This is a genomic window from Methylobacterium fujisawaense (assembly GCF_039619325.1).
Taxonomy (GTDB): Bacteria; Pseudomonadota; Alphaproteobacteria; order Rhizobiales; family Beijerinckiaceae; genus Methylobacterium; species Methylobacterium fujisawaense.
Genome location: NZ_CP155000.1, coordinates 4,525,026 through 4,549,607, shown reverse-complemented (window position 1 = coordinate 4,549,607; position 24,582 = coordinate 4,525,026). Strand labels below are relative to the sequence as shown.

At 71.4% G+C, this 24,582-nt stretch carries 22 protein-coding genes; 13 read left to right on the top strand and 9 right to left on the bottom strand.

The annotated features are described in order from the left end of the window. Window positions 1-89 precede the first annotated feature (89 nt). Window positions 90-1,064 (top strand): MBL fold metallo-hydrolase, encoded by a 975-nt coding sequence (locus tag ABC766_RS21555; protein ID WP_345819449.1) that lies wholly within the window; start codon window positions 90-92, stop codon window positions 1,062-1,064. Here the strand turns inward: ABC766_RS21555 and ABC766_RS21550 are convergent. The 4 genes from ABC766_RS21550 to ABC766_RS21535 are packed head-to-tail and all read right to left on the bottom strand — an operon-like array spanning window position 1,025 to window position 4,454. Beyond that, on the bottom strand, window positions 1,025-1,813 hold the full coding sequence (locus ABC766_RS21550) for an HAD-IA family hydrolase (protein ID WP_043758890.1): 789 nt from the start codon (window positions 1,811-1,813) through the stop codon (window positions 1,025-1,027). The two genes, ABC766_RS21555 and ABC766_RS21550, sit on opposite strands and share 40 nt — an antisense overlap. Next, window positions 1,807-2,493, bottom strand: coding sequence for a ribulose-phosphate 3-epimerase (gene rpe, locus ABC766_RS21545; protein WP_043758891.1), 687 nt, complete (start codon window positions 2,491-2,493; stop codon window positions 1,807-1,809). Before rpe ends, ABC766_RS21550 begins: the two co-directional genes overlap by 7 nt. A gap of 19 nt (window positions 2,494-2,512) precedes the next feature. Then, window positions 2,513-3,373 (bottom strand): phosphoribulokinase, encoded by an 861-nt coding sequence (locus tag ABC766_RS21540; protein ID WP_043349274.1) that lies wholly within the window; start codon window positions 3,371-3,373, stop codon window positions 2,513-2,515. Window positions 3,374-3,398: 25 nt separating this feature from the next. Further along, on the bottom strand, window positions 3,399-4,454 hold the full coding sequence (locus ABC766_RS21535; RefSeq protein WP_345819448.1) for a class 1 fructose-bisphosphatase: 1,056 nt from the start codon (window positions 4,452-4,454) through the stop codon (window positions 3,399-3,401). A 182-nt stretch (window positions 4,455-4,636) separates the two neighbouring features. Here ABC766_RS21535 and ABC766_RS21530 point away from each other — a divergent pair, with 182 nt between their 5' ends. Further along, the gene (locus tag ABC766_RS21530; protein ID WP_043349301.1) at window positions 4,637-5,584 is read left to right on the top strand and encodes a LysR family transcriptional regulator; all 948 of its coding nucleotides are present in this window, start codon (window positions 4,637-4,639) and stop codon (window positions 5,582-5,584) included. Further along, window positions 5,581-6,822 carry an FAD-dependent oxidoreductase gene (locus ABC766_RS21525; protein WP_345819447.1) on the top strand — a complete coding sequence of 414 codons (1,242 nt, stop codon included), beginning with the start codon at window positions 5,581-5,583 and terminating at the stop codon, window positions 6,820-6,822. Before ABC766_RS21530 ends, ABC766_RS21525 begins: the two co-directional genes overlap by 4 nt. A gap of 6 nt (window positions 6,823-6,828) precedes the next feature. On the opposite strand, the gene ABC766_RS21520 is transcribed toward ABC766_RS21525, so the two are convergent. Together ABC766_RS21520 and ABC766_RS21515 are read right to left on the bottom strand one after the other, a co-directional pair. After that, entirely contained in the window at window positions 6,829-8,070 is a 1,242-nt protein-coding gene (locus ABC766_RS21520; RefSeq protein WP_274926835.1) for an MFS transporter, read from the bottom strand. Window positions 8,071-8,215: 145 nt separating this feature from the next. Then, a complete protein-coding gene (locus ABC766_RS21515) occupies window positions 8,216-8,851 on the bottom strand; it encodes a glutathione S-transferase family protein (RefSeq protein ID WP_345819446.1) in 636 nt (211 codons plus the stop codon). A gap of 195 nt (window positions 8,852-9,046) precedes the next feature. On the opposite strand from ABC766_RS21515, the gene ABC766_RS21510 reads away from it, so the two are divergent. The 4 genes from ABC766_RS21510 (at window position 9,047) to ABC766_RS21495 (ending at window position 13,541) form a co-directional block, all read left to right on the top strand. Beyond that, window positions 9,047-9,427 (top strand): response regulator, encoded by a 381-nt coding sequence (locus ABC766_RS21510; protein WP_043355299.1) that lies wholly within the window; start codon window positions 9,047-9,049, stop codon window positions 9,425-9,427. 57 nt (window positions 9,428-9,484) lie between these two features. Next, entirely contained in the window at window positions 9,485-11,458 is a 1,974-nt protein-coding gene (locus ABC766_RS21505; RefSeq protein WP_053609062.1) for an AI-2E family transporter, read from the top strand. Between the two features lie 131 nt (window positions 11,459-11,589). After that, entirely contained in the window at window positions 11,590-13,209 is a 1,620-nt protein-coding gene (locus ABC766_RS21500) for a hybrid sensor histidine kinase/response regulator (protein ID WP_043381097.1), read from the top strand. 17 nt (window positions 13,210-13,226) lie between these two features. Then, window positions 13,227-13,541 (top strand): plasmid stabilization protein, encoded by a 315-nt coding sequence (locus ABC766_RS21495; RefSeq protein ID WP_345819445.1) that lies wholly within the window; start codon window positions 13,227-13,229, stop codon window positions 13,539-13,541. 139 nt (window positions 13,542-13,680) lie between these two features. Here the strand turns inward: ABC766_RS21495 and ABC766_RS21490 are convergent, their stop codons facing one another. Both ABC766_RS21490 and ydiJ read right to left on the bottom strand, forming a co-directional pair. Then, a complete protein-coding gene (locus tag ABC766_RS21490) occupies window positions 13,681-14,571 on the bottom strand; it encodes a ketopantoate reductase family protein (protein ID WP_345819444.1) in 891 nt (296 codons plus the stop codon). Between the two features lie 8 nt (window positions 14,572-14,579). Continuing rightward, a complete protein-coding gene (gene ydiJ / locus ABC766_RS21485) occupies window positions 14,580-17,663 on the bottom strand; it encodes a D-2-hydroxyglutarate dehydrogenase YdiJ (protein WP_345819443.1) in 3,084 nt (1,027 codons plus the stop codon). Window positions 17,664-17,769: 106 nt separating this feature from the next. On the opposite strand from ydiJ, the gene ABC766_RS21480 reads away from it, so the two are divergent. The 6 genes from ABC766_RS21480 (at window position 17,770) to rpmG (ending at window position 23,213) form a co-directional block, all read left to right on the top strand. Beyond that, the gene (locus tag ABC766_RS21480; protein ID WP_043355289.1) at window positions 17,770-18,108 is read left to right on the top strand and encodes a hypothetical protein; all 339 of its coding nucleotides are present in this window, start codon (window positions 17,770-17,772) and stop codon (window positions 18,106-18,108) included. Between the two features lie 137 nt (window positions 18,109-18,245). Further along, entirely contained in the window at window positions 18,246-20,567 is a 2,322-nt protein-coding gene (rnr, locus tag ABC766_RS21475) for a ribonuclease R (RefSeq protein ID WP_345819442.1), read from the top strand. A gap of 23 nt (window positions 20,568-20,590) precedes the next feature. Continuing rightward, on the top strand, window positions 20,591-21,055 hold the full coding sequence (locus tag ABC766_RS21470; protein WP_053609074.1) for a DUF983 domain-containing protein: 465 nt from the start codon (window positions 20,591-20,593) through the stop codon (window positions 21,053-21,055). After that, window positions 21,012-21,755, top strand: coding sequence for an NUDIX hydrolase (locus tag ABC766_RS21465; RefSeq protein ID WP_053609058.1), 744 nt, complete (start codon window positions 21,012-21,014; stop codon window positions 21,753-21,755). Before ABC766_RS21470 ends, ABC766_RS21465 begins: the two co-directional genes overlap by 44 nt. Next, a complete protein-coding gene (locus ABC766_RS21460; RefSeq protein WP_236952716.1) occupies window positions 21,752-22,939 on the top strand; it encodes an MFS transporter in 1,188 nt (395 codons plus the stop codon). Before ABC766_RS21465 ends, ABC766_RS21460 begins: the two co-directional genes overlap by 4 nt. A gap of 106 nt (window positions 22,940-23,045) precedes the next feature. After that, on the top strand, window positions 23,046-23,213 hold the full coding sequence (gene rpmG / locus ABC766_RS21455) for a 50S ribosomal protein L33 (RefSeq protein ID WP_020092568.1): 168 nt from the start codon (window positions 23,046-23,048) through the stop codon (window positions 23,211-23,213). Between the two features lie 396 nt (window positions 23,214-23,609). Here rpmG and ABC766_RS21450 read toward each other — a convergent pair whose 3' ends face one another. Next, on the bottom strand, window positions 23,610-24,527 hold the full coding sequence (locus tag ABC766_RS21450) for a LysR family transcriptional regulator (RefSeq protein ID WP_043381106.1): 918 nt from the start codon (window positions 24,525-24,527) through the stop codon (window positions 23,610-23,612). Window positions 24,528-24,582 lie beyond the last annotated feature (55 nt).

The window sequence follows — 24,582 nt, the reverse complement described above, 5'->3', positions numbered from 1 at the left end:
AGGCCCATCGCGCAGCCTCGGGGCTGCGCAAACCTTGCGGAACGCGCTGTGTGGCGCCCCAGGCGGCACCGGGCTTTAGGGAGGATCCGATGCCGGCAACGAACCGCCGCAACCTCGTACGGGGTGCGCTCGCCGGAGGGGCCGTCCTGGGTCTCGGCGGCGGCGCCCGCGCCGCGGCGCCCTTCGGCGGATCGCAGGCGCCGGGCTTCTACCGGACCCGCGTTGGCAGCTGCGAGGTCACGATCCTCAACGACGGGGCGCGCAGCTTCCCGATGCCGGACCGCTTCGTGCGCAACGTTCCCCGGGACGCGGCACTCGGCGCCGCGCAGGCGGCCTACATGCCGCCCGGCCAGGTGACGGTGCCGTTCAACCCGACGCTGATCAACACCGGCGCGAAGCTCATCCTGATCGATACCGGCAACGGTCCGGTGCCGGGCGCGCCCGTCGGCCGGCTCGCGGCGAACCTCGCGGCGGCCGGGATCAGACCCGAGGAGATCGACCTCGTGCTGCTCTCGCATCTCCATCCCGACCACACGAACGGCCTCAAGAGGGCGGACGGGAGCCTCGCCTTCCCGAACGCCGAGATCCGGGCCGCCGCGCCCGACTGGGCATTCTGGATGAGCGACGCCCACATGGCCCAGGCCGCCGACCCGGTGACGCAAGGCTACTTCGCCAACACCCGCCGGGTGCTCGGCGACCTGAAGGACCGGATCGGCACCTTCGCGTGGGACGAGGAGGTCGTACCCGGGATCACCGCCCTCGCCGCGCCCGGCCACACGCCCGGCCACACGGCCTTCGCGATCGCCTCGGGGGCGGACCGGCTGCTGATCCAGTCCGACGTGACCAACATTCCGGCCTTCTTCCTGCAGCACCCGGACTGGCACGTGATGTACGATTACGATGCCGATCAGGCACAGGCGACGCGCCACCGCTTCTACGACATGGCCGCGTCCGAGAAGGCCCTCGTGGTCGGCTACCACTTCCCCTTCCCGTCCCTCGGCCATGTGGAGCGGAACGGGCCGGGCTACCGGCTGGTGCCCATCGCCTGGAACGGCGTGCTCTGATCGTCCAGGGTCGCGTGCACCCGGATCAGGTTCGCCAAGTCCACGACCCCGCCCGGCCATTCGACGCCCGCGATGTGCCGGTGCGGCCGTTCCGGCTCGCCGAGATCCGAGACCGCCGAGAAGGCACCGTCGAGCGGGTGGCTCTCGGTGTAGCGGCTCCGTGTCGCCAGGACCGGCAGCCCCGCGGCCCGGGCCGAGCTGATGCCGGCGGCCGAATCCTCGAAGGCCACCGCCTCGGAGGCCGGGATATCCAGGCCGGCGAGCGCCAGGAGGAATACGTCGGGGGCGGGCTTCTTGCGGTTCGCCTCGTCGCCGGCCGCGATCACGTCGAAGGGTGCCGCGTCCGGCGGGAAGTTGGCGGCCAGGAGCCGGTCGACATTCGGCCGGCTCGTGGTGGTGGCCACGGCGAGCCGCAGGCCCGCCGCCCGGGCCTCGGCAATCAGCCGGGCGATCCCGGGGCGCAGCGGCAGGCCGCTCTCCGCCACCAGTTCGCCGTAGGCGCGCGTCTTGCGGGCGTGGATCTCGGGGGCCAGCGCGTGGAGCGCCTCGGCTTCGGCTGCGTGGCGGGTGTCGATGTAATGGGCGAGCCGCTCCTTGCCCCCCATCACGGTCAGCAGGTCGGCATAGAGCGCCTCGTCCCAGCGCCAGGGCAGGCCGAGTTCCGCGAAGGCGCGGTTGAACGCCTGCCGGTGCAGATCCTCCGTCTCGGCGAGGGTCCCGTCGACGTCGAAGATCAACGCCCTCAGCACGACAGGTCGCGACCGGAGGCGCCCTCCGCGCCCGCGCGGATCGCCGCGATGCGCTCGGCATAGGCGTCCGGACCGCCGCCGAAGACCGCGTTGCCGGCGACGAACGTGTCGGCCCCGGCGCGGCTCGCCGCCTTGACGGTCTCGGGGTCGATCCCGCCGTCGACCTGGATGCGGATGTCCCGGCCCGCCACCATGGCGCGCACCCGCGCCACCGACTCCATCGTGCTCTTGATGAAGCTCTGGCCGCCGAAGCCGGGATTGACGGTCATCACCAGCACGAGGTCCACGAGGTCGAGCACCGGCTCGACCAGGGCGGCCGGCGTGCCCGGATTGATCGCCACGCCGGCGCGCTTGCCGAGGTCGCGGATGGTCTGGAGCGAGCGGTGGATGTGCGGCCCGGCCTCGGCATGGACGGTGATGCCGTCGGCCCCGGCCTGCGCGAAAGCCGCGAGGTACGGGTCGGCGGGCGCGATCATCAGGTGGACGTCGAAGTACTTCTGCGTGTGCGGGCGCAGAGCCTTCACCACCGGCGGACCGAAGGTGATGTTGGGCACGAAGTGCCCGTCCATGACGTCGAGATGGATCCAGTCGGCACCGGCCGCGTCCACGGCGCGGGTCTCCTCGGCGAGCTTCGAGAAGTCGGCGGACAGGATCGAGGGGGCGATGACGGGTGGGAGCATGGGAGGCTTTCGGGATTGTTCAGGCCAGCCTGCGACGGCGCTCGACGAGCTGCATGATCATCGGCGTCAGGATCAGCTGCATGGCCAGATCCAGCTTCCCGCCGGGTATCACGATGGAATTGGCCCGGCTCATGAAACTGTCGTGGATCATGGAGACGAGATACGAGAAGTCGATCCCCTTCGGGTCCTTGAAGCGGATGACCACCATCGATTCGTCGGCGGTGGGGATCCAGCGGGCGATGAACGGGTTCGAGGTGTCGACCGTGGGCACCCGCTGGAAGTTGATGTCGGTGAAGGAGAATTGCGGGCAGATGGTCTGCACGTAATCGGGCATGCGCCGCAGGATCACGTCGGTCACCGCCTCGGTGGAGTAGCCGCGGAACGAGCGGTCCCGGTGCAGCTTCTGGATCCATTCGAGGTTGATCACCGGCACGACGCCGATCTTCAGGTCGGCGTAGCGGGCGATGTCGACATCCTGATCCGCCACGCAGCCGTGCAGGCCCTCGTAGAACAGCAGGTCCGAATCCGGCGGGAACGACTCCCAGTCCGAGAAGCTCCCCTCCGGAATGCCGAAGGCCTGCGCGTCGTGGGCATCGTGGGCGTAGTGGCGGGTGCGGCCGGTCCCGGATTCGGCGTAGCTGCGGAAGACCGCCTCCAGCTCGGGCAGGAGGTTGGCGCGCGGCGCAAAGTGGGACAGCGTCGGTTCGTTCGCCATCATCGCCCGCATCGTGTCGCGGTCGAACGCATGGAAGCCGTCGCCCTCGATGAAGACCGCCCGCACGTCCTCGCGGCGGAAGATCTGCTCGAAGGTGTTGCGCACCGAGGTGGTCCCGGCCCCGGAGGAGCCGGTCACCGAGATGATGGGGTGCCGCGCCGACATTACCGTCCGGACTTCGTGCTGTGCCTCACGACCGCATCAGACCGCGCTGCCCGAACAGCGGTGAGCGGCCGGCATCGGGCTTGCCGCCCGCGTAATAGGTCGCGACGCAGGCCACCTCCTCGGTGGAGCCGCAGACCAGGGGCGCCCGCTCGTGGATGCCGGTGGCCACGAGGTCGAGGATCCGCGTCTGGCCGTCGGTGGCCGTGCCGCCGGCCTGCTCGACCAGCATCGCCACGGGGGCGACCTCGTAGAGCAGCCGCAGGCGGCCGCGGGCGTAGTTCTTCCGGGCGTCGCCCGGGTAGAGGAACACGCCGCCGCGGGTCAGGACGCGCTGGATGTCGGCCACCAGGGAGGCGAGCCAGCGCATGTTGTAGTCCTTGTCCCGCGGGCCCTCGGTGCCGCGCTGGCAATCCTCGATATAGGCCTTCACCGGGGCATCCCAGTGCCGGGCGTTCGAGGCGTTGATGGCGAATTCCTTGGTGGAGGCCGGCACCGACAGGGCCGGGCTCGTCAGCTTGAACGTACCCTCGGCGCGGTCGAGCACGTAGGACTGGGTGCCCTCCCCCAGCGTCAGGATCAGCGCGGTGGCCGGGCCGTAGGTCACGAAGCCCGCGGCGATCTGCGTCGAGCCGGGGGTCGTGAACGAGGCGAGCGGGTTCGCCGGATCCTTGATCGACGGCCGGATGCCGAAGATCAGGCCCACGGCCATGTTCACGCCGATGTTGGACGAGCCGTCGAGGGGGTCGATGGCGACGGCGAGCGGCGCGTCCGGGTTCAGCCGCATCACCTCCTCGGCCTCCTCGGAGGCGACCTCGGCGACCGGGGCACCGCGCAGGGCCGCGGTCACGCTCTCGTGCGCGATGACGTCGAGGGCCTTCTGGACGTCGCCGTCGCTGTTGTGCTCGCCGGCCGCCGCGAGGTCGCCGCCGAGCGCACCGCGCCCGATCCGCTCGCTGATCTCCACCGCCGAGCGCGCCACGGCCGCGATCACCGCGGCGGTCTCCTTCAGCGCCGGATTGGCGTCCACGGCCTGCGCAAGACAGGTCTCGAGGGGCGTCCCGATCGCCGCTGAAATTGCCATCGGCCTACTCCTCCTGCTCGGATCCCGTCCGTCGGGATCGCGCCTTCCGCGCCGGCTCTGTAGCGGCCGCTTGGCCGCCAAGATAGCGGTCTGTGTCTCCGGATCGACAGGAACCCGCGGCGCGGCCTTCAAGATTTCTGTGCGATCTTGTGTCATAGGACGAAAAAAACGAGATGTCCGCCATGCGCAATCTCTCCCTCAAGCAGCTTCAGGCGGTCGCTGCCGTGGCCCGACTCGGCACCATGACCCGGGCGGCGCAGGAGTTGAACGTCACCTCGGCCGCCCTCTACGCGCGCATCCGCCAGCTGGAGGAGGAGGCCGGGCTGCTGCTGTTCGACCGGACGCCGGGCGGCCTCAAGCCGACCGATGCCGGCCGCGAGATGCTCTGGGCGATCGACAGCATCAACACCGTGCTGGAGACCTGCACCGACCGCCTGCGCACCCTGCGGGGCGCCGAGGGCGGGCGCGTGGCGCTGGGCGTCGTCTCCACCGCCAAGTACTTCGCCCCGCAGGTGATCGCGGGCTTCGTCAAGAAGCATCCCGGGGTCGAGATCAGCCTGTCGGTGCGCAACCGCGGCCAGACCGTGGAGGCTTTGCGCGGTTACGAGATCGACTTCGCCCTGATGGGCCGCCCGCCCCGGGACTTCCCGATCGAGGCCGCGACCTTCGGACCGCATCCGATCGTGCTGATCGCCCCGCCAAGCCATCCCCTCGCGGGCAAGACCGGGCTGAACCGCGAGGATCTCGCCGACCAGCCGTTCTTCCTGCGCGAGGAGGGCTCGGGCACGCGCATGGTCTTCGAGGAATTCATGAGCGGCGTCCTGGTCAAGCGGGCGCCGCTGGACATCGACACCGGCTCGAACGAGACCATCAAGCAGGCGGTGATGGCCGGGCTCGGGATCGCGCTGCTCTCGGTGCACTCGGTGGCGGCCGAGCTGGAGAGCGGCCGCCTCGTCCTCCTGAACGTCAAGGGACTGCCGATCCGGCGCGACTGGTACGCGGTCCGGCGCGCCGACAAGGTGCTGGGTCCGGCCGCTTCCGCGGTCTGGTCCTATCTGATGTCGGAGGGTGCGCGCAGCCTGCCGGGCGTCGCGCAGAGCGGTCTCGTGCCGGCGGGAGCCAAGGCGTGAGTCCAGCCGGAATCGTCGTCGCGGGCGCCGGCCAGGCCGGCTTCCAACTCGCCGCCTCCCTGCGCGAGGGTGGGTTCAGGGATCCGATCACCCTGGTGGGCGACGAGGCCGCCCTTCCCTACCAGCGTCCGCCCCTGTCGAAGGCCTACCTCGCCGGCAAGACAGACCAGGAAGGCCTGTTCCTGCGCCCCCCCGGCTTCTTCGCCGAGCACGCCATCGCGCACCGGCCGGGGCTCCGCGCCGTCGCGATCGACCGGGCGGCACGTCTTCTGCAGCTGTCGGACGGCGGGCACCTGCCCTACGACCACCTCGTGATCGCCACCGGCGCCCGCAACCGGCCCCTGCCCGTGCCTGGAGCGGAGCTCGACGGCGTGCGCCAGTTGCGCGGCCTCGCGGATGCCGACGCGCTCCGGGCGCAGATCGAGGCGGCCCGGGCGATCGTCGTGGTGGGCGCGGGCTTCATCGGGCTCGAATTCGCCGCCGTCGCGGCCGGGCGCGGCCTCTCGGTGACGGTGATCGAGGCGGCCGATCGGCCCATGGCCCGGGCGGTCTCGGCCGAGATGGGCGCGTTCTTCCGCGCGGCTCAGGAGGCGATGGGCGTACGCTTCGCCTTCGGGGCCGGCGTGACGGCGATCCTCGGGCGGGACGGCCGTGCCGTCGGCGTTGCCCTCGCGGACGGCCGGGAACTGCCCGCCGACCTCGTCCTGGTCGGCATCGGGGTGCTGCCGAACCGGGAGCTCGCCTTGGAAGCGGGCCTGCCGGCCGAGGATGGAGTGCGGGTCGACGCGTTCCTGTCGACACCCGATCCGGCCATCTCGGCGATCGGCGATTGCGCCCGGTTTCCCAGTCCCTTCGCTCACGGGCTCACGCCGGACGGCACCGTGCGGATCGAGTCCGTGCAGAACGCCATCGACCAGGGGCGCTGCCTCGCGGCGCGGCTCACCGGGAAGCCGGCGGCCTACGGCGCGCTGCCCTGGTTCTGGAGCGACCAGGGCCGGCACAAGCTGCAGATCGCCGGATTGGCGGGCTCTACGGATGCCGGCGTGGTCCGCGGCTCCGGCTCCGCCTTCTCGGTCTTCCGATTCCGCGACGGACGCCTGAGCGCCGTCGAATCCGTCGACCGGGCGGGCGACCACATGATCGCCCGGCGGCTGCTCACGGCCGGAACGCCGCTGAGCCCGGATCAGGCGGCGGATCCGGGCTTCGACCTCAAGGCGCTGGCGCTGCAGCAGCCCTGAGGGTGCTCAGCCCGGGAACGCCACCGGGGCCGGCTTCTGCCGCAGGGCGATGGCGGTGCCGATCCCGAGCGCCAGGATCGTGACGGCGCATCCCAGGAGCGCGCCGAGCTGGCCGAACCGGAGCAGCGCCTGCCCGATCACCGCGACGCCGAGCGCCTGCCCGCAGAAGAATGAGAAAGCATGGAGCGCCACCGCGGAGGCGCGGGCCTTGGGCGCCACCTCGGTGACCTGGGTCTGGTAGGTGTTGTGCAGCATGTAGAAGCCGAGCCCCATGGCGGTGAGCGCGGCGCAATCGACCTGCCACGTGCCGGCGAGCCCGACGACGGTGAGGGACGCACTACAGATCAGGCCGCCGCCGATGAGCATGCGCGGCAGGCCGAGCAGCCGCACCAGCAGCCCGACCAGGGCCGAGTAGAGCAGGCCGCCGACCGCGAACCCCGCCAGCACGAGGCCGGCCTCGCGCGGCCCCCCCTCCCCGCGGGCCTCGATCAGCGGGGCGAGGTGCGGAAACACGCCGAAGATCGCGATGGCCTCGATGAACACCGCCGAGAACAGCACCCGCGCCCGGGGATTGCGCAGGATCGTCCGGTAGCGGGTCACCGCCTCGCCGAAAGCCGGACGGCGCGCGGCGGGCCGGCCGGTCCGGTCGAACCCGAACACGGTCGCCGCGCAGGCGATGGCCGCCACCGCCGCGGTGACCGCGAAGACACCGCGCCAGCCGATCGCCGCCTCGATCAGGCCCGCGAAGGTCGAGCCGGAAAGCTGGCCGAGGATCACCGCCACCAGGAATCGGCCGATCGCCACCTGACGGCCCTCCATCGGCACCCGGTCACCCAGCAGCGCCAGGGACAGCGGAATGCAGCCCCCCGCCGCCGCCCCCGCCAGCATGCGCAGGCCGAACAGGCTGCCGATATCGGGGGCGATGCTGCACAGGGTCAGGGCGACGGCGAGCACCGCGAGGCAGGTGCTCATCACCCGCTCCTTGCCGAGCGCGTCGCCGATCGGGCCGAGCACCGGCTGGATGAAGGCGTAAGGCAGCGCGAAGGCGGTGGAGAGGAGCGCCACCGTGTGGGCGTCGCTCGCGAGATCCCGGGCGAGCACGCCGACGAGAGGCTCGACCGAGCGGAGCGCGAAGGTGCTGCCGAACCCCGCACAGGCCAGGACGACGATGAGACGCGGGATCGACGTCGGCGGCGACTTCTGCAGCGTCGCGGCGGGGACGAGAGCCGGCTCTGTGCTGTCGGTCATGAGGGACGCTGCGCGACGCGGGTCAAACCAGACTCGCGACATCGCATCTCCCCCGCCGGAGCGGAACCCCGCCGCGCGACAGATCCGTGCGTATCGAACGCCGGATCCGGTGCGGGGGATCGCCGCCGCCCGAGCCCGGCGGCGCTCAGGCCGAGGCGGCCGCCTGATGCGCCTCCGCGAGCTGCGCATCCTCGGCCGCGACGATCCGGGCGGCCGGACGGGACCGGATGCGCTCGACATAGGCCGTCAGGACGGGCGCGGGCTCCACGAGGCCGAAGCCCGTCGTCCAGCCGAGGGCGCCGCCCCACAGGATGTCGGCGGCGCTGAAGCGCTCGCCGAGCAGGTACGGCCCCGGAGTCAGCGCCTCCTTCACCCGGGCGATCACGCTGTCGTAATCGGCATAGGCCGACATGGCGCGTGGGCCCGGCTCCCGCTTCAGGTGGCGGTCGATCACCGCGGGCTCGAAGCAGGAGCCGTAGAACACCATCCAGCGCAGATAGGCGGCCCGGTCGGGCTCGGTGGGCGCCGGGGCGAGCCCGGCCTCGGGGAACAGGTCGGCGAGGTAGAGGTAGATGGCCGCCTGCTCGGTCACCACGGCCTCGCCGTGGCGGATCGCCGGCACCTTCGCCATCGGATTGACGGCACGGTAGGCCCCTTCGAGGTGCTCGCCGGCGCGCATGTTGAGCACGTGCAGCCGGTACGGGACACCGAGTTCCTCGAGCAGGACGCGCACCCCCGACGAGCGGGTATTGGGCGAATGAAAGAACTCGATGTCAGGCATATTGGTGGCTCCGCCCCCTGAGAGGATTGTCGATTCGCCGAAGCACACGCTCATACCGGCCGGAGGACGGGTCAACCTCGCACCGAAGCGCCCCTTCTCCAGGGACCGGAATCGGGGCAGGAACGTTGGGCGATTGTGCGATGCCGCGCGTTGAGCTGCCGTCCGGCACGACGCGAGCCGGGGGTATGAGTTCTGATGGCGAAGATTCTGCTGGTCGAGGACCACGAAGAGATCTGGGACTTCCTGTCCCGCCGCCTCAAGCGGCGCGGGTACGAGGTGATCCTCGCGCATGACGGCGAGGCCGGGGTCCGACAAGCCCGCTCGGGTCAGCCCGACGTGATCCTGCTCGACATGAACCTGCCGGTCCTGGACGGCTGGTCGGTCGCCCGGACGCTGAAGTCGGGCACCGACACGCGGGCGATCCCGATCATCGCGCTCACCGCGCACGCCATGTCGGGCGACCGCGACAAGGCGATCCAGGCCGGCTGCGACGACTACCATCCGAAGCCGGTCGATTTCTCGAAGCTTCTCAGCCAGATCAGCACCGCCCTGGGCGAGACCGCCCCGGCGAGCTGAGCCGACCGCGGACGCGCGAATTGCGATCCCGAGACCTGATGTGAGTGGAGCGTGTCCGTGAGCGAGGATCCCGTCACTGCCCAGCGCCTGCGGCAGGGCCTGCCGGTCTTCGTGGCCTTGGCCTCGATCCTCCTCGTGGTCGCCACGCTGGCGGCCCTGTATCTCGGGCGCGAGATCCTCGTACCGGTGACGCTGGCAATCCTCCTCAGCTTCGTGCTGGTGCCGGCCGTCCGGGTCCTGCGGCGGCTGCGCGTCCCGCGTGCGCCGGCGGTCCTCCTCGTGGTGGTGATCGTCTTCGGCGCCCTGTTCGGGATCGGCAGCCTGATCGCCAGCGAGGCGTCCCAGCTCGCCTCGGACCTGCCGCGCTACACGCAGGTGATGCGCACCAAGATCAAGGATCTGCGCGGGGCGACGGCCGGGACCGGCACCCTGTCGCGGATCGTCGACATGGTGCAGGACCTCAGCGCCACCCTGCAGCCGCCCCCGGCCGCGGAAGTCCGCGGCGAGCCGGGATCGCGCACGCATCCCCTCACCGTGGAACTCACGCCCGCCCGCGCCAGCGTGGTCGACACGCTTCAGACCTTCGCGGGCCCGATCCTGCATCCGCTGGCCACGACGGGCCTGATCCTGATCTTCACGATCTTCATCCTGCTCCAGCGGGAGGATCTGCGAAACCGGGCGATCCGGCTCGCCGGCGGCTCGGGCGACCTGCGCCGCACCACGGCGGCGATCGACGATGCCACGAGCCGGCTCAGCCGCTTCTTCCTGGCCCAGCTCGCCCTCAACATCGCCTTCGGCCTCGTCATCGGCTTCGGACTCTGGATGATCGGCGTCCCGAGTCCGACCCTGTTCGGTGTCCTCGCGGCGATCCTGCGGTTCGTGCCCTATATCGGCGCGGCGATCAGCGCCCTTCTGCCGCTGATCCTCGCCGCCGCCGTCGATCCCGGCTGGGGCATGGTGATCGCCACCGCGGTCCTGTTCCTGGTGGTGGAGCCGATCTGCGGCCACGTGGTCGAGCCGCTGCTCTACGGCCACTCCACCGGCCTCTCGCCGGTCGCCGTCATCCTCGCGGCGACGATCTGGACGTTCCTGTGGGGGCCGATCGGCCTCGTCCTGGCCACGCCGCTCACCGTGTGCCTCGTGGTCCTCGGCCGGCACGTGGAGCGCCTCTGGTACCTCGACGTCCTGCTGGGCGATCAGCCAGCCTTGTCGCCGCCCGAGATCTTCTACCAGCGCATGCTGGCCGGCGATCCGGTCGAGGCGATCGACCAGGGCTGGCAGTTCCTCAAGGAGCGCGCCCTCGTCACCTACTACGACGAGGTCGCCCTCGCCGGCCTGCTGCTCGCGCAGGAGGATCTCTCGCGCGGCACCCTGGACCGCGAGCGGCAGGCGGAGGTCGGGGCGGCGATCCGCACGGTCGTCGACCGCCTCGGGACCGCTCCGATGACCCGGCGAAGCCGCCGAGGCTCCGGGCGCGGGCCCGATACCGAGACTGCGGCGGCGCTGGCCGCCATCGGGCCCGACCGGCAAGTGGCCGGCATCGTCCTCGAGCGCGAGGATCTCGCTCCCAACTGGCGCAGCGAGACGCCGGTCCTGTGCGTGTCGAGCCGCGGCCCGTTCGACGAGGCGGCGACGCTGATGCTGAGCCAGATCCTCGCCCGCCACGGGCTGGCCTCGCAGATTCTCTCGATGGCCGCGATCCGCGCCGGCGAGCGTCCCGACAATCCGGAGGGGCTCGCGCTGATCTGCTTCTCGTATCTCGAGCCGGTGAGCCTCTCGCAGATCCGCTTCACCGTCCGGCAGGCCCGTGCGGCGGTGCCGGGCGTGCGCATCCTCGTGGGCTTCTGGCGCGAGCGCGATCCGGCGACCCTGGAACGGCTGCGCCGGGCGACTTCGGCAGACTTCCTCGTGACATCGCTGAACGAGGCGCTCTCGGCTGTGCTCGGCGCCTGCCAGGAATCCGCACCCACCCGGCTCGTCCCGGCACCCGTGACTGCCCGCTCCGGTTCGGCGCAGCCGGCAGTGGCATGACGCGCCGTGCGACACCACCTCTGAGGACGGGCCGTCGACATCGCGCTCTCGACCGCTAGTGTTCCGTCCGCTTTTCGTGATCGGGCGCGCGCAAAATGCTTTTACGTCCCGGAGGCTGAACATCACCGCGCATGTCTGAGACCCCAGAAACACCGCCCTCCGGGCCGAGCCCTCCGATCAGGGACAGCGCGCCGAGCGACCTGACCGACCGCCGGAGCGATATCTTCTTCGCGGCGGTCGAGACGACGCGCATGCCGATGATCGTCACCGATCCGCGCCAGCCCGACAACCCGATCATCTTCGCCAATCGGGCGTTCCTGGCGATGACGGGCTACACGCCGGAAGAGCTGATCGGGCGCAATTGCCGCTTCCTTCAGGGCCCCGAAACCGACCGCGAGAGCGTCGCGCAGGTCCGGGCCGCGATCGCCGAGAAGCGCGAGTTCGCCACCGAGATCCTGAACTACCGCAAGAACGGCTCGACCTTCTGGAATGCCCTGTTCGTCTCGCCGGTCTACAATGCCGACGGCGAGCTCGTGTACTATTTCGGTTCTCAGCTCGACGTCTCGCGCCGCCGCGACGCCGAGGAGGCGCTGGGTCAGGCTCAGAAGATGGAGGCGCTGGGCCAGCTCACGGGCGGCATCGCGCACGACTTCAACAACCTCCTCCAGGTGATCGTCGGCTACGTCGACATCCTGGCGGCCGGGCTGGAGAAGCCCGACGCCGACCGCGCCCGGCTCGGCCGCGCCACCGAGAACATCCGCCAGGCTGCGGAGCGCGCGACGACGCTGACGCAGCAATTGCTGGCCTTCGCCCGCAAGCAGCGGCTGGACGGGCGCGCCGTCAATCTCAACACCCTGATCGAGGGGATGGGCGAGATGGTCGCCCGCTCCGTCGGCGAGGCCGTGAAGGTCGAACTCGATCTTGCGGAGGACCTCTGGAACTGCCGGGTCGATCCGACCCAGGCCGAGGTCGCGATCCTAAACGTCCTGATCAACGCCCGCGACGCGATGCCGGAGGGCGGCACCGTCCGGATCTCCACGGAGAACAGCGAGGTCGCCGCCCGCGGCCGGGAGCTCGGTCCGCTGCGCGACGGGCGCTATGTCAGCATCGCCATCAAGGACACGGGTACCGGCATCCCGCCGGCCGTGCTCGCCCGGGTGATGGACCCGTTCTTCACCACCAAGGAGGAGGGCAAGGGGACGGGGCTCGGCCTGTCGATGGTCTACGGCTTCGCCAAGCAGTCGGGCGGCGCGGCGCAGATCGAGTCGGCGGTGGGTGCGGGCACGACGGTGCGCCTGTCGTTCCCCGCGACCGACGGCGACGTCAATGCCCCTGCCAAGGTGTCGCTGCGGTCCGTTGATCGGCAGGGCTCCGAGACGATCCTCATCGTCGACGACCGCGAGGACGTGGCCGAACTCGCCCGCACCATCCTGCGGGACTTCGGCTACACGACGCTGGTGGCGAGCAATGCCCGCGAGGCCCTGGAGATCCTGGATTCGAGCGAGCGCATCGATCTGCTCTTCACCGACCTGATCATGCCCGGCGGCATGAACGGGGTGCTGCTGGCCCGCGAAGCCCGCCGCCGCCAGCCCAAGCTCAAGGTGCTGCTCGCCACAGGGTACGCGGAGGCGAGCCTGGAGCGAACCGATATCGGCGGCTCGGAGTTTGATCTCCTGAACAAGCCCTACCGGCGCACGGAGCTGGTCCGCCGCGTGCGCGCCATCCTCGACGGTCCGACCGGGGTGGGCTGAGCTTCGGGAGACGGCCCATGTCCCACGGCGATAAATCGAAGTACACCGACAAGCAGAAGCGCAAGGCCGAGCACATCGCCGAGTCCTACGAGGCCCGCGGGGTGCCGGAGAAGGAGGCGGAGGCCCGGGCCTGGGCCACCGTCAACAAGGACGACGGCGGCGGCAAGAAGCCGGGCGGCTCGGGCCGCGGCAAGGCCACCGGACATCCGGCCGCCCACAAGGGCGGCGAATCCGGCGGCAAGGCCTCGGCCGGGCGGTCGGCCGCGGAACGCTCCGCCTCCGCCAGGAAGGCCGCCGCGACCCGCAAGGCCAACGCCGCCGCACGGGCGTAGCCGGTCCCGTGCGCACCGGGCCGCCCTCGTCTTCGCGAGGGCAGCGCAGCAATGCAGCGGCGCCGGACTCTCCGACGTCGCGCCACCCCGGGCCGCGTCGCTGCGCTCGGGGTGACGGTTCGGGCGCCGGAGAGCGACGTCAGTCCTTCTGCTCGGCAAGCTTGACCAGCGTGTGCAGCAGCCGGTTCGCCGGTGTCGGAATGCCGAGCGCCGCGCCCTTGCGCACGACGAAGCCGTTGAGGTGGTCGATCTCGCTGGCCCGGCCGCGGGCGAGGTCCTGGGCGGTGGACGAACGCTGCCCGGCCATGGTGACACCGAGATCCAGCACGGTGTCGAGGATGTCGGGGGCCACCGACACCCCGTCGGCTTCGGCGACGGCGACGCATTCCCGAACCACGTCCGTGATCGCCGCGACGACGCCCTCGCCGTGGAGCAGGCGACCGTAGGGACGCTGCGTCAGGGCCGAGAGGGCGTTGTAGGCGCAGTTCGTGATCAGTTTCGCCCAGAGCGCGTCGACCGCGCGCGCCGAGACCGTGGTGGGGATGCCGGCTGCCGTGAAAGCGGCGGCGATACGGTCGCTCGTCTCCGAGGCGCCGAGGATCAGGTCGCCGCGCCCGTTGTGCCGGACATGGCCGGGGCCGGCCATCGCGGTGGCGACGTAGACCGCCACCGGCACGACCGGCCGGCCCAGCACGGCGGCGAGCCGCTCCGCGTTGTCGACGCCGTTCTGGAGGCTGAGGATCGTCGCGGCAGGATCGAGATGGCCTGCGATCATCGCACCCGCCGCTTCGGTATCGCCGGACTTCACGCAGACCAGCACGAGGTCGGCGCCGGACACGCCGTCGCCGGCCTCGGTCGCCCGCACGGGGACCGAGGCCGTCCCGGCCGCGCGCTCCAGCACCAGCCCGGCCGCCCCCACGGCCTCGACCAGGGCGGGGCGTCCGATCAGCGTCACCGCGTGGCCGGCCTGCGCCAGGAGAAACCCGTAATAGCAGCCGACAGCGCCGGCCCCGACGACAGCGACGTTCATGGCAGATCTCATGGCGCCGCAGCCGCGGCGCGGGCGGGATGGAAGGCCGAAGCGCCGCCGGCATCCGCACGGACATGCTCGAGGAGCGCCTGGGCCGGGTGTCGCAGCCGCACGCCGTCGACCAGCGTGGCTTGGGACCGGCAGGAATATCCGTCCGCCAGCAGGGTGCAGCCGGGCGCCTCGGCCACGTGGCGGGCCCAGCTCAGGCCGTAGATCGCCTCGGAGGTGGCGCGCTGGCGCGCCTCGTGCCCGTAGGTCCCCGCCATGCCGCAGCAGCCGGCGGCCGGCACTTCGAGCCGCAGGCCGAGATGGGCGAACACGGCCTGCCAGTCCCGCACCGCGCCCGGAGCGTTGGTGCGCTCGGTGCAATGGGGCAGCAGCCGCATCGTGCGGCCGCCTTGGCCCGGCGCGATCCGGTCGAGCCGGGCGGCCAGCCATTCCTGGAGGAGATGGACCTTCGGGAGATCGTCGCCCAGAGCCTGCGCGTATTCGGACCGGTAGGTCAGCGTCATCGACGGATCGATCCCGACCAGGGGCACGCCGTGCCTGGCGAGATCGCGCAGCATCGCGGCATTGGACCGGGCGACGGCGGCAAACCGCGCCAGGAAGCCGTGCACGTGCAGCGGCTTGCCGTTCGGCCGGTAGGGCACGAGCCAGGGCCGGAAGCCGAGGGCGATGAGGAGTGCGCAGCTATCGGCCACGACGTCCGCGTCGAAATGAGTGGTGAAGGCGTCCTGCACCACCAGCACGGCCCGCGCCCGCTCCTGCGCATCCAGCCGGGCCAGGGCGTCCGGCGTCGCGACGGCGACCCCGAGATCCCCCAGCCGCTCCGTGAGAGCGACGGGCGACAGGGCCGGGATCGCCACCAGCCCGGCCCGGGCCAGAAGCAGCCGGGCCACCGGATTGGTCAGGACGACGTTGCTCAGGCGCGGCATCCGGGCCGCCAGCGGCAGCAGCGGCTCCAACGCCGCCACGAGGTGATCCTTCAGCGGCCGGGCGTAGCGCGTGTGATAGAGCGCCAGGAACTTGGCCCGGAAGGTCGGCACATCGACCTTGATCGGGCAGGACCCCGTGCAGGATTTGCAGGCGAGGCAGCCATCCATCGCCTCCTTGACGGCGTGGGAGAAATCGTCGGCCTCCGACCGGCGGCGGATACCGCTCCGCAAGGTCGCCGCCACGTCGTGCAGCCACCCGGCGCGCTGCCGCGCCAGCTCGGCGGCCGGGTCGATCCCCGCCTCCGCCGCACGGCGCAGCCACTCGCGCATCAGCGAGGCGCGACCCTTGGGCGAATGCCGGCGTTCCCGCGTCGCCTTCCAGGACGGGCACATGGCCTCGTCGGCATCGAACGAGAAGCAGGCGCCGTTGCCGTTGCAATGGAGCGCCTCGTCGAACCCCCGCCGGACCGGCGCCGGGATGGTGCGGTCCTGCTCGCCCCGGCGCGGCACGCCGTCGATCCGGGTCAGCCCCTCCCCCTTGGCCGAGGCGATCTTGCCCGGGTTCATCCGGTCGCCCGGATCGAAGGCGCGCTTGACCGCCTCCAGCGCCGGCATCAGCGGCCCGAAGATCGCGGGCACGAACTCCGACCGGAAGCCCTTGCCGTGCTCGCCCCAGAGCAGGCCGCCATACTTGGCGGTGAGCGCGACCACGCCTTCCGTGACCTCGCGGATCAGGCCGTTCTGGTCCGGATCCTTCAGGTCGATGGCCGGGCGGACATGCAGCACGCCGGCATCGACGTGGCCGAACATGCCGTAGCGCAGCCCCTTGCCGTCGAGGAGCGCCCGGAACTCCGCGATGAAATCGGCGAGCCGTTCCGGCGGGACGGCCGTATCCTCCACGAAGGGGATCGGGCGGGCATCGCCCTGGGCGGCGCCGAGGAGGCCCACCGCCTTCTTGCGCATGGTCCAGAGCCGCTCGATGGCGTCGCCCCGGGCGATGGTGAAGCCGAGGCGCTTGGTGTCGGTGCCGCGCTCGGCCTCCAGCAGGCCGGTGAGCCGCGCCAGGGCGGCCTCCACGGAGGCCGCGTCGTCGCCGACGAATTCCACGAGATTGATGCCGTCCACCGGCCGTCCGGCCGGATCGTTGGGAAAGAAGGCCCGCACCTCGGCCCAGATCGGATCCTTGCGGGCGAGCGCCAGCACCGTGGAGTCGATGGTCTCCACCGAGGCGGCGCCGAAGGGCAGCAGCGCCTGCGCGTCGCGGAGCGCCGCGTCGAAATCGACGTAGGACAGCGCGACCAGCACCGCGGCCTTCGGGATCGGCAGCACGTTGAGCCGCGCCTCGGCGATCAGCGCCAGGGTTCCTTCGGAGCCGCAGATCACGCTCTTGAGGTCGAACCGCCCCGCCGGATCGCGCAGATGGGCGAGGTCGTAGCCGGTGAGGCAGCGGTTGAGCTTGGGAAAGCGCTCCGCGATGAGCGCCGCATTCGCGGTGACGACGGCATCGACGGTGCGGTGGATCGCCCCGACGCGGTCGTTGCGCTCCTTGGCGGCTTCGAGACCTTCCGCGTCGAGGGGCTCGGCGGTCCAGACCGTGCCGTCGGTGAGCACGCAGGTCAGCGCCAGGACGTGGTCCCGGGTCTTGCCGTAGAGGCACGAGCCCTGCCCGCAGGCATCGGTGGAGATCATGCCGCCGATCGTGGCGCGGTTCGAGGTGGAGAGTTCCGGCGCGAAGAACAGGCCGTGCTTGGCGAGCTCCCGGTTGAGCTGGTCCTTCACCACTCCCGGCTCGACCCGGACGAAGCGGTTCGCGACGTCGATCTCCAGGATGCGGTTCATATGCCGCGAGGTGTCGACCACGAGGCCGTGGCCCAGCGACTGGCCGTTGGTGCCGGTCGCCCCGCCCCGGGGCCGGATCACGATCTCGGAAAAGCGCGGATCCTCGAGGAGCCTGGCGATGCGCACGAGATCGTCGCGGCTGCGGGGAAAGGCCACGGCCCCCGGCGCCACTTGATAGATCGAGTTGTCGGTGGAGAAGACCGTGCGGTCGGCGTCCGACAGCGTCAGATCGCCCTCGAAGCCGCGCAGGCGCAGCTCGGCGCAGGCGGCAACATAGAGCGGCACGGCCTCGGTGTGGCGGGTCAGGACCGGGATCATCCGCGCCTTCTACACCCGGCGGAGCGCGGGAGACCATCGGCGACGGGATGACGCGCGCGCTGGCATCCGGCTTGCCACGCACCCGCGATCTTCGGGACGGATACCCATGAACGCGAGCGTCGAACGAGTCAGGGATGCCCTGGCCGAGCTGATCAAGGCCGCCCTTCTCTCCGACGACGGCCTGAGCCGCGCGTGCCGCGATGCGGGTCGCGCCAAGCTCAGGGCCCTCGCGGACGATCCCCCCGAGCCGGAGAGCCTGCGGATGGACGGCGCCTGGACGCTCGCCATCCGGAAGGCCGAGACGCCGGAGCTGGCGCCGCAGGAAGGACGGGTGAACCTGACCCTGCCGCGCGCCTGTCCCTTCACCCTGGACGAGTTGCTCGCACCCGGTCTCGACATGGACCAAGCCGTGGCACGCATCCGGACGAGCGCCTCGACCGGCTGATCGCGCCTGTTGAGGAAAGCCGGGGCGGCGTTGCCGCGGACGGGCGGGACCCCCATGTTAGTCCTACAGGACCGACGCCTCGGTCCCGCGCCCGCACGCGGGTCCCGTCTACCGTAGAACCGTCCGGCATCCCCCTTTTGGCACGACGCACCACCGCCCCCGCGGCCGAGCCCGATGCTCCTCCGCCCCTCCCCACCCGCGAGCAGATCCTCGCCTTCGTGGCCGAGTCGAAGGAACGCGTCGGCAAGCGGGAGATCGCCCAGGCCTTCGGCATCAAGGGGGCCGCCAAGATCGACCTGAAGCGCGTCCTCAAGGAGATCGAGGCGGAGGGCGCCCTCGACCGTGGCCGCGGCGGCCTCGCCCCGGCGGGCCATCTGCCGCCGGTCGTGCTGGCCGACATCCGCTCACGAGACCGCCACGGCGATTTCCTGGCGATACCGGTGGAATGGACCGGCACGGGCAAGCCGCCGGCCATCGTGCTGACGCAGCCGCGCGGCCCCCGCAAGGGCAGCCGGCCGGCCCCGGGCATCGGCGACCGCGCCCTGATCCGCGTCGAGCGCGACGCCGAGGGCGGCTACACCGGCCGGGTCGTCAAGGTCATCGGGAAGAACAAGGCCGAGATCATCGGCGTCTACCGGGTCGGCGCGCAAGGCGGCCGGATCGTGCCCGTCGAGAAGCGCTCGCAGGGGCGCGAGATCCTGATCCCGCCCGGCGAAGAAGGGCAGGCCCGCGACGGCGACCTCGTCAGCGTCTCCCTGGAGCGCGAGACGCGCTTCGGCCTGCCGCGGGGCCGGGTCCGCGAGCGGCTCGGCTCACTCGGGTCCGAGAAGGCCGTCAGCCTGATCGCGCTGCACCTTCACAACATCCCGCACGTCTTCGCCGACACGACCCTGGCCGAGGCGGATGCCGCCGAGCCCGCCACGCTGAAGGGCCGCGAGGATTGGCGCGACCGCCCGCTCCTCACCATCGACCCGCCGGACGCCAAGGACCACGACGACGCCGTCATGGCCGAGGCCGATCCGGATCCGGCCAATCCCGGCGGCTTCATCCTCACCGTCGCCATCGCGGACGTAGCGGCCTATGTCCGCCCCGGCTCCAGCCTCGACCGCGAGGCCCTGGAGCGGGGCAACTCGGTCTATTTCCCCGACCGGGTCGTGCCGATGCTGCCCGAGCGGATCTCGAACGATCTCTGTTCCCTGCGCGAGGGCGAGGACCGGCCGGCGCTCGCCGTGCGCATGGTCATCGCCGCCGACGGCGAGATGCGCCGCCACGGCTTCCACCGGGTGATGATGCGCTCCCGGGCCAAGCTCGCCTACGCGCAGGCGCAACGAGCCATCGACGGGCAGCCGGATGACACGACCGGGCCGCTGCTGGAGACGGCGCTCCGCCCCCTCTGGGCGGCCTATGCGGCCCTGCGCGCGGCCCGTGACCGCCGGGGCCCGCTCGCCCTCGACCTGCCCGAGCGCAAGGTTCTCCTGAGCCCCGAGGGCGCGGTCGACCGGGTGATCGTGCCGGAGCGCCTCGACGCCCATCGGCTGATCGAGGAGTTCATGATCCAGGCGAACGTCGCCGCCGCCGAGACCCTGGAGCACGCCCGCCAGCCGCTGATCTACCGCGTCCACGACGAGCCCGCCCTGGAGAAGATGCGGGCGCTGGGCGAGGTCCTGGCCTCTGTGGGCATCAAGCTGCCCAAGGAAGGGGCGCTGCGACCCGCCCTGTTCAACCGGATCCTCGCCACGGCGGCCGAGACCGAGCACGGGGTCTTCCTCAACGAAGTGATCCTGCGCAGCCAGGCCCAGGCCGTCTACGCCGCCGAGAATCTCGGGCATTTCGGCCTGAACCTGCGCCGCTACGCGCACTTCACCTCGCCGATCCGGCGCTACGCCGACCTGATCGTCCATCGGGCCCTGATCACCGCCTGCCGGCTCGGCTCGGACGGGCTGGCGCGCGACATCTCGGCAGGCGAGCTGGCGCAGATCGGCGAGCAGATCTCGGCGGCCGAGCGCCGCGCCATGGCGGCCGAGCGCGAGACCATCGACCGGCTGATCGCCCATCACCTCGCCGATCAGGTCGGGGCGACCTTCGCGGGCCAGATCGCCGGCGTGACCCGGGCCGGCCTGTTCATCAAGCTCGACCAGACCGGCGCCGACGGCTTCGTGCCGGTGTCGCAGCTCGGCGCCGACTATTTCCGCCACGAGGAGGGCCGCCACGCCCTGGCGGGGGAGCGGACCGGAGAGACGTTCCGCCTGGGCGACCGGGTCGAGGTCCGGCTCGTCGAGGCCGCGCCGGTGGCCGGGGCGCTGCGCTTCGAGCTGCTCAGCGAGGGGCGGACCCGCTCCGGCGCCCGGAACGCCGGGCCCGGCAAGAAATCCGGCGGCCGGCCCTTCAAGCCCGCGCCGCCCGGTCGCCCCCCCGGCATCCGCAACACCGGGTCGCGCCACCGCGGCTCGCGCCGCTGACCCGGCCGATGTACACCGATTCCATGACCGCCGATGCGATCCCGGCCCGCACCCGCCTGATCCCCGCGCTGGCCCGGGGCTTCATCGGCCGCTGCCCGCATTGCGGCCAGGGCCGGATCTTCGGCCGCTTCCTCAAGGTGCGGCCGGAATGCGACGTGTGCGGCCTGGAGCTGCACCACCACAGGGCCGACGACCTGCCGCCCTACGTGGTGATCTTCATCGTCGCACACATCGTCGGCTACCTGATCCTGGAGACCGAGAGCGCCTACGACGTGCCTCTCTGGGTCGAGATGGGAGTCTGGCCGGTCTTCACGCTCCTGTTCGCGCTGGTTTTGCTCCAGCCGGTGAAGGGCGCCGTCGTCGGACTGCAATACGCCCTTGGCATGCACGGCTTTGCCACGCTACCGCGGAGCCGCCCCGCCCCGGGGCCGGAGGAGACGCACCTTGCCGCTGCCGCAGCAGGAGCCCGAGATCGCCACAGCTCCTGAGGGCAAGCCGGCCGCTGCGCGCCTGCGGCCGCGGGACGCCGCGACCATGATCGTCATCGACCGGCGCGGAAAGGGCGGCCCGAAGGTCCTGATGGGCCGTCGCAACCCGAACCTCGCCTTCATGCCGGGGAAGTTCGTCTTCCCGGGCGGCCGGATCGAACTCGGCGACCGCCACATGCCGGTGGCCGGGGCGCTTCCAGATTACGCGGAGGCGGCGCTGACCCGGCAGGTCTCTCGGCCGCCGCACCATCTCGGCCGGGCCCTGGCGCTCGCCGCGATCCGCGAGACCTACGAAGAGACCGGCCTGCTGCTCGGCACGACCGAGCACGGCGCTCCCGAGGATCCCCCGGCGGGCTGGGAGGGCTTCGGCCGCCACGGCGTCCTCCCCGATCTCGAAGCGCTCCATCTCGTGGCCCGCGCGATCACCCCGCCGAAGCGCGTGCGCCGGTTCGACACGCGCTTCTTCGCGATCGACCGCCGCGGGGTGGCGGCCGAGGAGCCGGGACGGATTCAGGCCGACGCCGAGTTCACCGAACTGGCCTGGGTCCGGCTCGACGCCGCCCGCAAGCTCGACCTGCCGTATATAACCCGCGCGATCCTGGACGACCTGGAGGCCCAGATCGCTGCCGATTTCGCGCCCTACCGGATGATTCCCTTCCACTACGAGCGCTACGGGCGGCGCGAGCGGGTGGCCTTGTGAGCCGCCCAGACGGCTTGCAGCAGAACCAGCCGCGCGGGATCAGGTCGGAGGAGGTGGCGGCAATCGCGGCGGCCGTGACCTGCGTGACCGTCGTCGGCATCGGCCTGAGCCTGTCGATCCCGCTCCTCTCGATCGAGATGGAGCGGCGCGGCGCGTCGAGCACGCTGATCGGGCTCAACACCGCGGTGGCGGGGATCGCCAGCATCTGCACCGTGCCGTTCGTCCCGCGGCTCGCGGCACGCATCGGCGTCGCGCCTCTGCTCGGACTGGCGCTCGTCGTCGGAGCGGTCAGCCTCGCCCTGTTCCCGCTCCTGCCGGGCCTCGCCCTGTGGTTCCCCCTGCGCTTCGTCTTCTCGATGACGCTCGGCGCGCTGTTCGTCCTCTCCGAGTACTGGATTAACGCCGCCGCCCCGCCGGAGCGCCGCGGCCTCGTGATGGGCATCTACGCCACCGTCCTGGCGGCGGGCTTCGCGGTCGGGCCGCTCCTGCTGGCACTGGTCGGGACCGAGGGGCCGGCCCCCTACGCGACGGGAGCCGTCCTCATGCTGGCCGGCGGGCTGCCGATCCTTCTGGCCCGGGGGCTGTCGCCCACGATCGAGACGGGCTCCGGCCGCGGCATCCTCGGATACGTTCGGCTCGCCCCCGGCGCCCTGGCGGCGGCCCTCGCCTACGGCGCGGTGGAGACCGGCATCTTCGCCATCCTGCCCCTGTACGGCCTGCGCCTCGGCTACGACGCGCAAGGAGCGGCCGGCCTCGTGAGCCTGATCGCGCTGGGCAACGTGCTGTTCCAGATCCCGTTCGGCTGGCTCGCGGACCGGCTCGACCGCGGCGCGGTGCTGCTCGGCGCGGGCCTCGCGGGCGCCGCGGGCTCGGCCCTGATCCCATTCGCGGCCGGCAACCCGGTGGCGTTCGGCCTGCTCCTCCTCGTCTGGGGCGGGATTGCCGGTACCCTCTACACGGTCGGCCTCGCGATGCTCGGCGACCGTACCCCCGCGAACGATCTCGCGGGGGCCAACGCGGCCTTCGTGGTGCTCTACAATGTCGGCCTGATGCTGGGTCCGCCGGTGATCGGCGGCGGGCTCGACCTCGTGCCGCCGCACGGCTTCGCCCTGGCGCTGCTCGCCCTGTTCCTGGCCTTCGCCGGCTGGCTCGCCGCGACGGAGCGATCGGGCCCACGCTCTTGACCTACCGGGCCCGATCGGGCATTCACCCGCCCGTATTCGGCCGGGCTCTCCCGGCCATTTGCGTTTCGCTCACGCGGAATGCCGCACCCTGCAGGAGCGCCGCGCCATGGCCAAGGCCGTCACCGTCAAGATCAAGCTCGTCTCCACCGCCGACACGGGCTATTTCTACGTCACCAAGAAGAACTCCCGCACGCAGACCGAGAAGCTGACGATGCGCAAGTACGACCCGGTCGCGCGCAAGCACGTCGATTTCAAGGAAACCAAGATCAAGTAAGGTCGCTGGCTGCATCGCAGCCTGACCGCCGACGGGAAGCCGCTCCGGAAACGGGGCGGCTTTTTCTGTTCGGCACGGCCTCGCGCGACGATGGCGCGCGTTCCCGGCAGCTGTCCGGCCGCCGCCCGAGCGGCCGACAGCTTGGCGCCAGCGCGACTCGTTAACCCTCACTCGTCCCGGACGCTGCGCGATTCGCCGGCCGATTTCCGGCCCGCGGTTTCGGCTAGCCCGGCTGGCGGAGGGCGGGTTCGATGCAGCGGATCCTGCTGGCGATCCTCATCACCGGGGCGGTACTGGCGATCTGGCTTGTCCTGACGCTGCCGGTGCATGCCCTCGGCGCGGCCCGCCGATGGCTCCTGGAGCGCCCCGCCCCGGTCCAGGCACGGAGCCGATCGCTCAGGCGGTCCCCGACGCGGCCAGATCCGGATCGAGCGTCCGCGCCAGAGACCGCGCGATAGCTACGAGGGCCGTCACCATCGGTGTGGACGGCTCGCGCCGCGGGGCGACCAGGCCGATCGTGTGCTCCAGGTCCGGGGCGGTGATCGGGATGGTGCGCACGCCCTCCATGGGCCCCAGCGCATCGACCAAGATCTCCGGCATGATCGAGGCCCAGCGCAGGGTGCGGACATGGGTCAAAAGCACGATCATCGAGTTCGATTCGAGCGTTGCGGCGGGGTCAACACCCGCCTCCCGGATCTGATGATCGATGATCCGCCGGTTCTGCATGTTCGGCGTGAGCAGGCAGAGGGGCAGGCTGCCGGTCTCGGCCCAGGTGACGCTGGACCGGCCGTCGAAGGGGCCGCCGATCGCCGTGACGAGGCGGTAGCGCTCCCGGTAGAGCGGCACGGAGACCACCCGCCCCAGGGGCTCGTTGTCGAGGTAGGTCAGGCCCGCATCCGCCTCCAGGTTCTCGATCAGCGAGAAGATGTCGGTCGAGGTGGCGGACTCGACCGTCAGCCGCACGTCCGGGTGGCGCTCGCGGTAGGGCGTGGTGAGGTTGACGATCATCGGCAGCGCCGTGGGGATGGCGGCGATGCGCAGGTGTCCGGTGAGGCCCCGGCGCAGGCCGGTGACCTCCTCGTGCATGGCCCGGGCATCGGCCACGATGCGCCGTGCCCATTCCAGCACCCGCTCGCCCTCGGGCGTGAAGCCCTGGAAGCGGGAGCCGCGCAGCACGAGCTGCACGCCGAAGCGGTTCTCCAGCTGCTTCACGCCGGCCGAGAGGGTCTGCTGGGTCACGCCGCAGGATTCGGCGGCGTGCCCGAAATGCTGCTCGCGGGCGAGCGCGAGCAGGAAGTCCAGCTTGTCGATCACGACGAAGGCATCCCGGCACGGCGAGGCGCCGGAAACCTAGCGACCCGCCGTGCCT

Bases quoted from the DNA above. Each gene is read 5' to 3' on its own strand.
- ABC766_RS21500 (WP_043381097.1), top strand. From the start codon at position 11,590: ATGTCTGAGACCCCAGAAACACCGCCCTCCGGGCCGAGCCCTCCGATC.
- rpe (WP_043758891.1), bottom strand. From the start codon at position 2,493: ATGCTCCCACCCGTCATCGCCCCCTCGATCCTGTCCGCCGACTTCTCG.
- ABC766_RS21495 (WP_345819445.1), top strand. From the start codon at position 13,227: ATGTCCCACGGCGATAAATCGAAGTACACCGACAAGCAGAAGCGCAAG.
- ABC766_RS21555 (WP_345819449.1), top strand. From the start codon at position 90: ATGCCGGCAACGAACCGCCGCAACCTCGTACGGGGTGCGCTCGCCGGA.
- ABC766_RS21490 (WP_345819444.1), bottom strand. From the start codon at position 14,571: ATGAACGTCGCTGTCGTCGGGGCCGGCGCTGTCGGCTGCTATTACGGG.
- ABC766_RS21480 (WP_043355289.1), top strand. From the start codon at position 17,770: ATGAACGCGAGCGTCGAACGAGTCAGGGATGCCCTGGCCGAGCTGATC.
- ABC766_RS21540 (WP_043349274.1), bottom strand. From the start codon at position 3,373: ATGTCGGCGCGGCACCCCATCATCTCGGTGACCGGCTCCTCCGGGGCC.
- ABC766_RS21530 (WP_043349301.1), top strand. From the start codon at position 4,637: ATGCGCAATCTCTCCCTCAAGCAGCTTCAGGCGGTCGCTGCCGTGGCC.
- ABC766_RS21470 (WP_053609074.1), top strand. From the start codon at position 20,591: ATGACCGCCGATGCGATCCCGGCCCGCACCCGCCTGATCCCCGCGCTG.
- ABC766_RS21520 (WP_274926835.1), bottom strand. From the start codon at position 8,070: ATGACCGACAGCACAGAGCCGGCTCTCGTCCCCGCCGCGACGCTGCAG.
- ABC766_RS21515 (WP_345819446.1), bottom strand. From the start codon at position 8,851: ATGCCTGACATCGAGTTCTTTCATTCGCCCAATACCCGCTCGTCGGGG.
- ABC766_RS21535 (WP_345819448.1), bottom strand. From the start codon at position 4,454: ATGGCAATTTCAGCGGCGATCGGGACGCCCCTCGAGACCTGTCTTGCG.
- ydiJ (WP_345819443.1), bottom strand. From the start codon at position 17,663: ATGATCCCGGTCCTGACCCGCCACACCGAGGCCGTGCCGCTCTATGTT.
- ABC766_RS21510 (WP_043355299.1), top strand. From the start codon at position 9,047: ATGGCGAAGATTCTGCTGGTCGAGGACCACGAAGAGATCTGGGACTTC.
- rpmG (WP_020092568.1), top strand. From the start codon at position 23,046: ATGGCCAAGGCCGTCACCGTCAAGATCAAGCTCGTCTCCACCGCCGAC.